14 protein-coding genes are annotated in these 11,552 nt (G+C 70.0%); 10 read left to right on the forward strand and 4 right to left on the reverse strand.

All coding sequences use genetic code 11. The features are described from left to right. Nucleotides 1–97: 97 nt before the first annotated feature. From DEJ08_RS01125 to DEJ08_RS01140, 4 genes are read left to right on the forward strand one after another with little or no spacing between them, the layout of a single operon-like run. Nucleotides 98–514, forward strand: a complete 417-nt coding sequence (locus DEJ08_RS01125) for a DUF4265 domain-containing protein (protein ID WP_181439010.1) — start codon at nucleotides 98–100, stop codon at nucleotides 512–514. 28 nt (nucleotides 515–542) lie between these two features. Beyond that, on the forward strand, nucleotides 543–998 hold the full coding sequence (locus DEJ08_RS01130) for a hypothetical protein (protein ID WP_111054769.1): 456 nt from the start codon (nucleotides 543–545) through the stop codon (nucleotides 996–998). A 54-nt stretch (nucleotides 999–1,052) separates the two neighbouring features. Continuing rightward, complete coding sequence (locus tag DEJ08_RS01135; RefSeq protein ID WP_111054770.1) at nucleotides 1,053–1,640, forward strand: HEAT repeat domain-containing protein; 588 nt, start codon at nucleotides 1,053–1,055, stop codon at nucleotides 1,638–1,640. A 32-nt stretch (nucleotides 1,641–1,672) separates the two neighbouring features. Beyond that, complete coding sequence (locus tag DEJ08_RS01140; protein WP_181438413.1) at nucleotides 1,673–2,134, forward strand: DUF4265 domain-containing protein; 462 nt, start codon at nucleotides 1,673–1,675, stop codon at nucleotides 2,132–2,134. Nucleotides 2,135–2,241: 107 nt separating this feature from the next. Here DEJ08_RS01140 and DEJ08_RS01145 read toward each other — a convergent pair whose 3' ends face one another. Next, nucleotides 2,242–3,063, reverse strand: coding sequence for an aldo/keto reductase (locus DEJ08_RS01145; protein WP_111054772.1), 822 nt, complete (start codon nucleotides 3,061–3,063; stop codon nucleotides 2,242–2,244). An 89-nt stretch (nucleotides 3,064–3,152) separates the two neighbouring features. Here DEJ08_RS01145 and DEJ08_RS01150 point away from each other — a divergent pair, with 89 nt between their 5' ends. Beyond that, nucleotides 3,153–3,884 (forward strand): OBAP family protein, encoded by a 732-nt coding sequence (locus DEJ08_RS01150; RefSeq protein ID WP_111029083.1) that lies wholly within the window; start codon nucleotides 3,153–3,155, stop codon nucleotides 3,882–3,884. A 61-nt stretch (nucleotides 3,885–3,945) separates the two neighbouring features. Here the strand turns inward: DEJ08_RS01150 and DEJ08_RS01155 are convergent, their stop codons facing one another. Next, nucleotides 3,946–4,407: a DUF4383 domain-containing protein gene (locus tag DEJ08_RS01155; protein WP_027467234.1), complete on the reverse strand. Its 462-nt coding sequence runs from the start codon at nucleotides 4,405–4,407 to the stop codon at nucleotides 3,946–3,948. A gap of 78 nt (nucleotides 4,408–4,485) precedes the next feature. Further along, entirely contained in the window at nucleotides 4,486–5,130 is a 645-nt protein-coding gene (locus DEJ08_RS01160; protein ID WP_146248511.1) for a TetR family transcriptional regulator, read from the reverse strand. 88 nt (nucleotides 5,131–5,218) lie between these two features. On the opposite strand from DEJ08_RS01160, the gene DEJ08_RS01165 reads away from it, so the two are divergent. Both DEJ08_RS01165 and DEJ08_RS01170 read left to right on the forward strand, forming a co-directional pair. After that, a complete protein-coding gene (locus DEJ08_RS01165; RefSeq protein WP_111054773.1) occupies nucleotides 5,219–5,833 on the forward strand; it encodes a GNAT family N-acetyltransferase in 615 nt (204 codons plus the stop codon). A gap of 85 nt (nucleotides 5,834–5,918) precedes the next feature. Continuing rightward, entirely contained in the window at nucleotides 5,919–6,275 is a 357-nt protein-coding gene (locus tag DEJ08_RS01170) for a VOC family protein (protein WP_027467232.1), read from the forward strand. Nucleotides 6,276–6,359: 84 nt separating this feature from the next. Here the strand turns inward: DEJ08_RS01170 and DEJ08_RS01175 are convergent, their stop codons facing one another. Next, nucleotides 6,360–7,382 (reverse strand): LacI family DNA-binding transcriptional regulator, encoded by a 1,023-nt coding sequence (locus tag DEJ08_RS01175; protein ID WP_111054774.1) that lies wholly within the window; start codon nucleotides 7,380–7,382, stop codon nucleotides 6,360–6,362. Between the two features lie 216 nt (nucleotides 7,383–7,598). On the opposite strand from DEJ08_RS01175, the gene DEJ08_RS01180 reads away from it, so the two are divergent. The 3 genes from DEJ08_RS01180 to DEJ08_RS01190 are packed head-to-tail and all read left to right on the forward strand — an operon-like array spanning nucleotide 7,599 to nucleotide 11,490. Continuing rightward, nucleotides 7,599–9,632, forward strand: coding sequence for a beta-galactosidase (locus DEJ08_RS01180; RefSeq protein ID WP_111054775.1), 2,034 nt, complete (start codon nucleotides 7,599–7,601; stop codon nucleotides 9,630–9,632). Then, on the forward strand, nucleotides 9,629–10,543 hold the full coding sequence (locus tag DEJ08_RS01185; RefSeq protein ID WP_027467229.1) for a carbohydrate ABC transporter permease: 915 nt from the start codon (nucleotides 9,629–9,631) through the stop codon (nucleotides 10,541–10,543). Before DEJ08_RS01180 ends, DEJ08_RS01185 begins: the two co-directional genes overlap by 4 nt. Next, nucleotides 10,540–11,490, forward strand: coding sequence for a carbohydrate ABC transporter permease (locus DEJ08_RS01190; RefSeq protein WP_228516621.1), 951 nt, complete (start codon nucleotides 10,540–10,542; stop codon nucleotides 11,488–11,490). The genes DEJ08_RS01185 and DEJ08_RS01190 overlap by 4 nt, the downstream gene beginning before the upstream one ends. The last annotated feature ends 62 nt before the right edge of the window (nucleotides 11,491–11,552 follow it).

Below are 11,552 nucleotides of genomic sequence, written 5' to 3' on the forward strand. Positions count from 1 at the left end.
GCCCGTCTGTTCGTGGCGTCTCGCTGGAGAAGGTCGCTTGACTGCACCCGATCCAGCTCGATGGGCGTTTCACCCGAACCCGGTGTGGGCTGGCCGAGTGGACTTCGTCGCGGACGCGACGATCGCTGAAGATCCGACGAGTCCTCTGCAGTTCGAGCAGCTCCTCTTCCGGGACCTCGGTGACGGCACCCACCAGCTCTGCTGCATCCCGTTCTTCACGTACGGCTGGTCGCTCGGTGACAGAGTGCGTCTCGAGGAGCGTGACGGAGTCGGTCCCACGCCGACTGCAGTTCTCGAACGAAGCGCATTCTGGGTTCTCCGAGCATTCGTTGAGCGTGATGACGCAGCCGCAGCACTCCTGGAGCTGTTGCAGCGAAATGACGCGCTCGTGGAAACGCGCGGGCGTCTGGTCGCGTTCGCGGTCGAGGGCACCCAGAGACTCGCTGCTGTTCGAGAAGCACTGGAAGCTCTGCAGCGTCCGGACTTTCTGTCCTACGAGACCGGCTGGCTCTGACCCCGCTCGTTGCAGGAGACTGCTCTTCGTGTCGATCTTCATGGAGGAGCGCTTCCGGCAAGCCGGAGCAGCGTCGATCGATCTGCGGGGCACGACGGTCTGGGCGATCCTCGACCTTCCGCCCGGGATCGCACGGGGACGGATCGTGTTCGAGGGGGCCCGTGGCGATCGAGACCAAGGAATGGCGCTCGACGCCAAGGGGTCGACGGTGACGATCAACCATCTGAGCGGGCGCGGCTTCCGGCTCTGGACGGATACGGCACCGCCGGTCATCGAGTTCGCGGTCGACGACCCGTCACGCCTCGAGCGGATGCGGGTGTGGAACGTCTGGCGCTCCCCGTACGGCTCGGAGGATGCATGGACGGGGAACTTCGGCATGATCGTCGAGCAGGAGGTCGACGCGATGGTCGTTCGGTGCAGCAACGGACTGGGCGACGTCGACTTCGAGGACTTCCGCTTCCGCATCGAGTTCTCGCATGCATGAGGCGGCACAGCCGTTCCTGAACCGAGCTCGCCGCCCTGCGCTCCGGAGGACCTGATGCCGTTCACTCCAGAAGAAGCCGCCGAGCAGTCGGCGATCCTGGCGGACCTCCGAGCGCTGGGGTACGACTTCTCGAACCTGTCCGTCTTCGCCCAGGCCGGGATTCGTTACAAGGACGCGATCCCCCTGCTGATCGAGTGGCTGCGGAAGGCGCGGACGCCGGCCATGCAACAGGACCTCGCTCATGCGCTGTCGAACCCGTCGGCAAAGGGCACGGCCATGCCTGCGCTGGTCGAGGCGTTCCGGAACTTCACCGACGAAGCGGGTACGCGCTGGGCGGTGGGGGCCTCGATCGAGACGGCGTACGTGGACACGTACTTCGATGACGTGGCAGCGCTCGCGCTCGATCCGCAGTACGGAGGAGCACGGCAGATGGTGGCCCTCGCGCTGGGGAAGTCGAAGCGGCCGGATGCGGTCGATGTCCTCCTGCAGCTGATGGACGACCACGACGTCAGCGGGCATGCGGTGTTCGCGTTGAGCAAGCGGTCGAACCCGCGAGCGCGCGAGGCCTTCGAGGAGAAGTTGACCGACGATCGCCCGTGGGTGCGGAAGAAGGCTGCGCTCGGGCTGCGGAAGATCGGATGAAGCGCGCCGCGCTTGCGAAAGGAACCGTAGGAATGCCGGATGACACCGTCGTCACGCACGACAACCCAGTGCTCGGAGTCGAGAAGGTCGTCCGTGTGGAGCTTGATCCGTCGTGGGACCCGATCCGCTACGAAGACCTGACGATCATCGTCCTCGACGACGGCCGCAACGTCGTCAGCTGCGTCCCCTTGTTCGCGAAGGACGTCCATCTCGGAGACATCATCGACACGGTCGAGAACACTTCAACCGGACAGCTTGAGTACGGAGGTCGTGTCGAACGGGGACAGTCGTGGGTCTTCAGGGTCAGCCCTCGTGATGCACGCGCCTTCCGCATCGCTCACGATGTCATCCACGAATTCGGCGGAGCCGTCGAGACGTGGGGCTCGATCACAGGAGTAGCGATCCGAGGGGATGCGGCCGCCGACCAGTTCGCGGACCGGTTGCAGCGGCTGGAAGACGACGGACTCATCGAGTACGACAGCGCAGAGCGCTGAGCGGGCGGGCGCGCCACGGGCTGGCGAGCCCTTGAACCGGTGCAGGACGCCGGACGGGAGGCGCGGTGCCAGCTGGCACCGCGCCTCCCGTCCGGGGTGGGGCCGCGTCAGCTCGCGGTGTCCTCGAGCGCGTCGAGCGCGGCCACGTCCTCGGCGGCGAGCACGAAGTCGACGTCGGCGTTCTCGGCGATGCGTGACGGGGTCGTGGACTTCGGCAGGGGCAGGACGTCCTTCTCGAGCAGGTAGCGGATCGCGACCTGGGCGACGGTCTTGTCGTACTTCGCCGCGATCTCGGCGATCTGCTCGTTCTCGAGCAGGCCTCCGGTGGCGAGCGGGGAGTAGCCCTCGGTCAGGATGTCGTGCTCGCGGTCGAAGGCGGTCGTCTCGTCCTGGGTGTTGCCGATGAACCAGCGGATCTGGTTGGCGTGCGGGACGACGTCCGTGCGGCCGAGCAGGTCCTCGAGGTCGGCGACGGCGAAGTTCGAGACACCGATGCTCTTGGTGCGGCCGGCGTCGTAGAGCTCCTCGAAGACCTTCCACACCTCGACGTTGCCGTCTCGGTGGTCGGAGCCCATGTCGCTCCAGGGCCACGGTGCGTGGATCAGGTACAGGTCGACGTGTCCGAGGTCGAGGTTGTTGCTCGACTCCTCGAAGGCGTCACGGGCGCCCGAGGCCGTCTTGATCTCGGCCGGCAGCTTCGTGGTGATGAAGAGCTCGTCGCGGGGGATGCCGCTGTCGCGGACGGCCTCGCCGACGCTCGCCTCGTTGCCGTACGCCAGGGCGGTGTCGATGTGGCGGTAGCCGAGGTCGAGGGCGGTCTTCGTGGCGTCGTACGCGTCGGAGCCGGACGGGATCTGCCAGGTGCCGAAGCCGATCTTCGGGATGTGCAGACCGTTGGACAGGGTGAACGTGTCGATGAGTGCGGGCATGCAGCGGACAGTACGCCGCAACCGCACAGCGTTCCGAGGGGCTGCCGGGTTGCATGGCGCCCACCTCGAACGGACGGAAGGACGCCCCCATGCCCCTGAACCCCACCGTGCACGACCGGAAGACCGGTGTCACCCCGCCCGGAGCGGCCGGCGGCTTCGAGCTCGCCCTGCTCGACCGCGGTGCCGCCGTGCTGCAGACCTCGGCACCGCTGCGGGGGTTCGACGTCTACGTGGTCGGCTTCCACTGCGTGAAGGGCGAGCCCGACGTGCAGATGGAGGCGCACCACTTCTGCAAGGTGGTGAACGCCGAGATGCTGCAGTGCGTGCTCTTCGACGGCAACACCGCCGACGCGAACCTGATCGGCATCGAGTACATCGTGTCCGAGCGGCTGTTCGACTCCCTGCCCGAGGACGAGCAGGCGTCGTGGCACCCGCACAACCACGAGGTGTTCTCCGGCGAACTCGTCGCTCCGGGCCTGCCGATCGCGGTGGAGACCGAGCTGATGGGGCACCTGGTGAACTCGTACGGCAAGACCTGGCACACCTGGCACAGCACCCCGATGGGTTCGCAGCCCGCACACGACCTGCCGATCGGCGATCCGATGCTCATGTGGTCGTTCAACCGCGAGGGCGAGGTGGACAGCGCGCTGCAGCAGGACCGGAACCAGGCGATGCGCACCGATCCGGAACCGCGCAAGGAGTCGCGGGCGAAGTACCTGGACCGCGCCCACCCGCAGCGCGGTGTCGGCACGATGCGCGACGCCTTCACGGGCACGACCCCGACCCCGGGCGTCGTCGACGCGGACGACGGACGCCCCTGACGACGGACGGGAGGCCCGTGGCGGTGTCGCCACGGGCCTCCCGTCCGTCGTGTGCTGCGGTTCAGCGCGCGGTGCGCGTGCCGATCCGCGGCAGGACGAAGCCGAGCACGATCATCGCGACGGCCAGGAAGGCGTGCAGCACGTTGTCCGCGCTGTTCAGCGGCACGAAGTTCGCGCCACCGGCCATGCCCGCGGTGAAGAGCCCGTAGACGAAGAGCACCGCGTAGACGATGCCGCCGGCGACGAGGTACAGGCGTGCGGAGGCTGCGCGGCGGGCGGCGAGCAGCCCGACGATGCCGAAGAGCAGGTGCACGATGTTGTGCAGGACGGACACCTGGAACAGGCCCAGGAGCAGGGCCATGGAGCCGTGGCCGGCCATGGACATCGAGCCCATGTCCATGGTGAGTCCGGGGATGAACCCGGCGATGCCGACGATCAGGAAGACGACACCGAAGACGAACGCGCCCCGCTGGGTCCACGTCGAACCGGAGGTGGTGCGTGCGGTTGCTGCGCTGCTGGTCATGATCAGCCCTCTTTTCTGTACGCGCCGCAGTGTGCGGCACACATGACATTCGGAGCGCTTCCCCGGTCGGTTTGCAGGTCAGCGCTCGGCGGTCACGGCGGCGGTCACCGCCGTGGTCACCGCGGTGGTCAATCCGCGCACCAGCAACGCCCGCGATCGGGCGGTCGCGGTGCCGTCCGGATCGCTCCACGCGGCGCGGGCGAGCCCGTCCACCAGGGTGATCACGGCGTCGGCGACGACGGGCACCGGCTCGGACGGCGTCGCCCCGTGCCGTGCGGTCCAGCGCTCGATCCCGGCGACCACGCCGTCGCGCCAGAGCCGTCGTTCGGCGTCGAGCAGGTCCCCGTCGCCGTCCGGGGCGAGGGCCGTCGCGCTGAGGGCCTCGAGCACCCGGAAGCGCTCGGGCTCGCGCCGCACCAGGTCGAGGTACGCCGAGATCCCCGCCTCGAGCGCCGCGGCCAGGTCGTCGTGCTCGTCGGCGGCCGCGAGCACCGGCGGCAGGACCGCACGTGCCTGCCGTTCGAGCAGCGCGACGACCAGGTTGCGCCGCGCACCGAAGGCGTAGTGCACGACACCGTGGGCGACGCCGGCTCGGGCGGCGACGGCCCGGGTGGTGAGGCCGCGCAGGCCGTCGTCCCGCACGACCAGGGCGGCGGCGTCGAGCAGTTCCGCACGGCGGTCCTGTCGGCTGCGGTACCCGCGCGACTGCTGGTCCTCGGTCATCACAGGAAGCGTACGGGGCGCGTGCGGGACCGGCCGTGAAGATGAAGTCGGCCATGTGGCCAAATCATCGAACAACCGAGGAGTCAGCATGGAGACCGTCGTCCGAGCAGCAGGACCCGCCGAGCTCGAGGCGGCCGCGGCCGTCCTCGCCGAGGCCTTCGCCGACGACCCGGTGCTCGCCGAGTTCCGGCCGCCGCGATCCGGTGAGGACCGCCCCGCCGTGCTGACCGGGCTGTTCGCCGCGCTCATCCGGTCGGTGCCGATGCCCGCGCGTCGGGTGGACGTCGCCACGATCGGTGACCGCGTGGTCGGCGCCGCCTTCTGGCAGGCACCCGGTCGGCAGCCCGGTGGCGTCCGCGCCTTCGTGCGGCAGGTGCCGGCGTTCCTCCGGACCCTGGGGCTCGGCGGGGCGCTCCGCGCGGTGGCCCACCTGCGCCGCATGGAGCGCGCCCGACCGGTCGCCCCGCACTGGTACCTCGCCGAGATCGGGGTGTCGGCGTCAGCACGTGGTCGGGGCATCGGCGGACTGCTGCTCGGCCACGCACTCGAGCGCGCGGACCGGACGTCGGACGGCGCGTACCTGGAGTCCTCCACCCCGGTGAACCGCCGGCTGTACCGACGGCACGGGTTCACCGACGGTGCGCCGATCGCGGGGTTCCGCGTGGCGACCCCGATCAGCATGTGGCGTCCGGCGGCCGGCTGACCCGACGCCGGGGGACACCGACCCTGTACCGGCGTGCACGAGCCCTGCCTACCGTCCACGGCACACCACGACGAGAGGAAACACCATGGCAAGTGGAGTCGCAGCAGTCTGGGTCCCGGTCAGCGACATGGAGCGCGCCGTCGCGTTCTACCGCGACACGCTCGGTCTCACCGTGAAGGACCAGTCCGACGACTGGAGCGAGATCGACGCCGGCGGCCTCATGATCGGCCTGAACGGGCGCGAGTCCGCCAGCCAGGCGAGCGACGGCGGCGCCGTCGTGTCGTTCCAGCCGGACGGCAGCATCGAGGACGAGGTCGCCGCGCTCAAGGAGCGCGGCGCGGACATCCAGGGCGAGATCAGCGAGCACCCGTGGGGCAAGATCATCCCCTTCAAGGACAGCGAGGGCAACGACCTGCAGCTCTACTCGCCGCCGCAGGGCTGACCCAGCGGGTGCGGGACGCACCCGCGGACGGACGGGAGGCCGGTGGCGACGCCGCCACGGGCCTCCAGTCCGTCCTGCGGCCGGCTACGCGGACCCGCGCCAGACGACCTCCGTCGGCAACAGCAGACCGCGTGGACCGTCGTCGGTGCCGCCGATCTGCTCGAGCACCTGGTGCGCCGCCTGCTCGCCGAGCAGGCGCGCCGGCTGCCGCACCGTCGACAGCTGCGGGTCGCACCGCAGCGCCCAGGCGCTGTCGTCGAACCCGACCACACCGACGTCACCCGGCACGCTCCGGCCGGTGCGCTGCAGGACGTCCATCGCACCGGCGGCGACCGCGTCCGACGCGGCAAACACCCCGTCGATGTCCGGGGCCCGCTCGAGCAGCTCGCGCATGCCCTCGGCGCCGGCGGTGTAGCTGAACAGGGGGTTCCGGGCGACGAGGTCGGGGTCGAACCGCTCGCCGAGTGCCGCGGTGAACCCCGCCAGACGGTCCTGGCCGGAGTCGCGGTCGAGCCCCGACGCCAGCATCCCGATCCGGCGTCGACCGGTGTCGACCAGGCGCCGGGTGATCTGCTCGGCGGCGGCGCGGTTGTCGATGCCGATGTACGAGATGTTCGCGGCGTCGGACGGGTGCCCGACGAAGCACGCGGGCATGCCGATCTCCTCGATCGCGCCGGTGATCGGGTCGCCGTCGCGGGCGGACAGCACGATGGCACCGTCGACGAACCCGCCGCGCAGGTACTCGACCACGCGCTCGCTGTCACGGGCGGAGTCGACCATGATCGTGACGAGCTGCTGGTCGGCGTCGGACAGCACGGCGTTCGTGCCGATCAGGATGTTGCCGATGTTGGGGTCGTCGAGCACCACGACCGAGGGTTCGTGGACGATGAGCGCGATCGCCCCGGAGCGCCGGGTGACCAGGCTGCGGGCGGCGGCGCTGCGCACGTAGCCGACGCGTCGGACGGCGTCCTGCACGGCCTCGCGCGCCTTCGGGGACACGTACGGCTCGTCGTTGAGCACCCGTGAGACGGTGCCGCGCGACATCCCCGCTTCGTCGGCGACGTCCTGGATCGTGGCGCGCTGACGAGCGGATCGGACCTCGGACATGGGGCAACCATATCCGCCACTGAGGAGCCCTCGGAACGCCTCGCAGTTGACAGGGTGCAGCCGCTGGTGTTTGATCTGGGAGCGCTCCCAGAAACATCCAGCCCCGATCGGCCGGTGCGGACTGGGAGCGCTCCCAGAACACTGGGTGGCCTTCGCCGTCGAAGGGGTCGCACGCGACCGAGGCGGCCGGGGTCGCCCCGATCAGCGAGGATCCCCGTGACGACCACCACCCTGCCGACGACCGCCACCGGCGCGCTCGGCCTCGGCTCGACGGGCCTCGCGTTCGGGTGCGACTACAACCCCGAGCAGTGGGACCCCGAGGTGTGGGTCGAGGACGTCCGGCTCATGCGCGAGGCCGGCGTGAACCTCGTCGCGATCAACGTCTTCGGCTGGTCGCACGTCGAGCCGCGGCAGGGCGAGTACGACTTCGCCGCGCTCGACACCGTCATCGAGCTGCTGCACGGCGCGGGCATCGGGGTCGACCTCGGCACGGGCACCGCCTCGACACCGCCGTGGCTCACCACCCGGTACCCAGAGGTCCTGCCCGTCGTCGCCGACGGCACCACCCGCTGGCCCGGTGGCCGCCAGGCGTTCTGCCCGAGCTCGCCGATCTACCGGGAGCACGCCCTCGCCCTGGTCCGCGCCACCGCCGAGCGCTACGGCGACCACCCCGCCGTGCGGCTCTGGCACGTGTCGAACGAGCTCGGCTGCCACAACGCACACTGCTACTGCGACGTGTCCGCCCAGGCGTTCCGCGGCTGGTTGCAGGCCCGGTACGGCACGGTCGACGCACTCAACGCCGCCTGGGGCACCTCGTTCTGGAGCCAGCGCTACTCGGCGTGGGAGCAGGTGCTGCCGCCCCGCGCGACGCTGTCGTTCACGAACCCGGCGCAGACCGTCGACTTCGACCGGTTCTCGTCCGACGAACTCCTCGGCCACCACCGCGCCGAGGCTGCCGTCCTGCGCGAGCTGAGCGACAAGCCCGTCACGACGAACTTCATGGTCGCTGCGCACATCACGGCGCTCGACTACTGGTCGTGGGCCGGCGACATGGACGTCATCGCGAACGACCACTACCTGGACCACCGCCTGCCCCGGCCGCACGTCGAGCTCGCCTTCGCCGCCGACACCACCCGTGGCCTGGCCGGCGGCGCCCCCTGGCTGCTCATGGAGCACTCGACGGGCGCCGTCAACTGGCAGCCGCACAACGTCGCGAAGGCCCCGGGGGAGATGCTCCGGAACACCGCGGCGCACATCGCCCGCGGCGCCGACGGGGTCTGCTTCTTCCAGTGGCGCGCGTCCGTGCAGGGCAGCGAGAAGTTCCACTCCGCGCTGCTGCCGCACGCCGGCACCGAGTCGGGGACCTGGCGCGACGTGGTCGCGCTCGGCGCCCTGGTCGAGCGGCTCGGCGAGCTGCGCGGCTCACGCGTGGTCGCCGACGTGGCGCTCGTGTTCAGCTGGGAGAACCAGTGGGCGGCCGACCTGGAGGCCCACCCCAGCACCGCGCTCCGCTACCTGGAGCAGGTCCACGCCTTCCACGCCGCGCTCTGGGACCTCGGCGTGACCGTCGACGTCGTCGCCCCCGGGGCACCGCTCGACGGGTACGCGCTCGTCGTCGTCCCCGAGCTGTACCTGGTCCGCGACGAGCACGCGGCCGTCATCGCCGACCACGTCGCCGGCGGCGGACACGCGATCGTCAGCTGCTTCAGCGGCATCGTCGACGAGCGCGACCGGGTCCGCACCGGTGGCTACCCCGGCGCCTTCCGCGACCTGCTCGGCGTGCGGGTGGACGAGTTCCTCCCGCTCGCCGCCGACGCCACGATCGCGCTGTCCGACGGCACGACCGGCAGCGTCTGGTCGGAGCCGGTCGAGCTGCGCGGTGCGACGAGCATCGTCGACTACGCCGAGGGCTCGCTCGCCGGGCGCCCCGCGGTGACCCGCAACGAGCACGGCGCCGGGACCGCTTGGTACACGTCCACGGTGCTCGACGCCGGTGCGCTGGGCGGCTTCGTCCACCGCGTCCTCGACGAGGCCGGGGTGCGCGCCGACCCCGCCGTCCGCCCCGGACTCGAGGTCGTGCGTCGCCGGGACGACACCCACGAGTGGGTCTTCCTGCTCAACCACTCCGACCGCACCGTCGAGCACCACGAGGTCGGCCACGAGCTCGTCGCCGACCGCCCCGTCACCGGGACCACCGCCATCGCCCCCGGCGGGACCCAGATCATCCGCACCGACAGGAACCGCTCATGACCACCACCGCACAGTCGCCCAGCGCGACCCGACGACGCCGGGGCGGCGGGTTCCGCTACCGCCGCGCCATCGCGATCTTCGTCCTGCCGTTCGCCGTCCTGTTCACGGCGTTCTACCTGGTCCCCATCCTCTACGCCGTGTGGGAGTCGCTGCAGAAGATCGAGCGGCAGGGCACGTTCGGCGCCCCGACGCAGGTCTTCGGCGGTCTGAGCCAGTACGCCCTGGTGTTCCAGGACGGCGAGTTCTGGAGCTCCGTGCTCCGCGTGCTGCTGTTCGGTGTCGTGCAGGTGCCGGTGATGCTCGGGCTCGCGCTCCTGTTCGCCCTGCTGCTCGACTCCCCGCTGCTGCGCGGCAAGCGGTTCTTCCGCCTGGCGTTCTTCGCGCCGTACGCGGTGCCCGGCGTCATCGCCGCGATCATGTGGGGCTACCTCTACGCCCCCGACCTGTCGCCGTTCTCCGCGGTGACCTCGCGGGTCGACCTGCTCGGCGGCAGCACCGTGTTGTGGGCCGTGGCCAACGTCGTGACCTGGGTCTACGTCGGCTACAACATGCTCATCATCTACTCGTCGCTCCTCGCGATCCCCGCCGAGGTGTACGAGGCGGCGAAGCTCGACGGTGCGTCCCAGCTCCGGATCGCCCTGTCGATCAAGATCCCGCTCGTGGTGCCGGCCATCGTCCTCACCGCGGTGTTCTCCGTCATCGGCACCCTGCAGCTGCTGACCGAGCCGACCGTGTTCCGCCAGTTCACCTCGACCATCTCGTCGACGTTCACGCCGAACATGCTCGTCTACTCGACGTCCTCGGTGCCGAACTTCAACCTCGCCGCGGCGTTCTCGGTCGTGCTCGCCGTCGCCACGTTCGTCCTGTCGATCGGGTTCCTCCGACTGACCCAGCGGAAGGCCGCCGAATGACCGTCAACGCCCCGTCCCAAGGTGACCTCGTCCGCGACGTCGGCCGACCACTCGAGCCGAACCGGGCCTCCCGTCCGCACCAGCGCGGAGCGCGTGGTCCCCGTGAGAGCGTCATCTCGCGCAGCGCCGCGATGATCGTGATGGGGGTCTTCACCCTCTACTTCCTGCTGCCGATCTTCTGGCTGCTGGTCTCGTCCACCAAGACCGCCGCGAACTTCAACTCGACGTTCTCGCTGTGGTTCAGCGCCACCTCGGTGCAGGACTTCTTCGGCAACCTCGTCGAGCTGTTCACGCGGCAGGACGGCATCTACCTGCGCTGGCTGCTGAACAGCATCGCCTACGCCGGGGTGGCCGGCCTGCTCGGTACCGTGCTCTCCGCGATGTGCGGGTACGCCCTGGCCAAGTACCGGTTCCGCGGCCGCGAGGTCCTGTTCAACGTGTTCCTCGGCGGCGTGCTCGTGCCGGCGACCGCCCTGGCCCTGCCGCTGTTCCTCATCTTCAGCCAGGTCGACCTGACCGACACGTTCTGGTCGGTGTTCCTGCCGAGCATCGTCAGCCCGTTCGGCGTCTACCTGTCACGGCTGTTCGCGGCGTCGAGCGTGCCGGACGAGATCATCGAAGCGGCCCGCATCGACGGCTCCGGCGAGGTCCGCACGTTCTTCACCGTGGCCGTCCGACTGATGTCGCCCGCGCTCGTGACGATCTTCCTGTTCCAGTTCGTCGCCGTGTGGAACAACTTCTTCCTGCCGCTCGTGATGCTCCGCGACTCGTCGCTGTTCCCCGTCACCCTCGGCCTCTACACGTGGAACTCGAGCGTGAACCAGTACCCGGACCTGCGCACCCTCGTGCTCATCGGGTCGTTCGTCTCGATCATCCCGCTGCTCATCGCCTTCCTGAGCCTGCAGCGCTTCTGGCGCTCCGGCCTGGGCTCCGGCGGCCTGAAGTAGCCCCTCGACCCGCACCCCTTCCCGCACCAGCTCTCCCCACACCACATCCGAACGGAAACAGC

This window comes from Curtobacterium sp. MCLR17_054, assembly GCF_003234335.2.
Lineage (GTDB): Bacteria > Actinomycetota > Actinomycetes > Actinomycetales > Microbacteriaceae > Curtobacterium > Curtobacterium flaccumfaciens.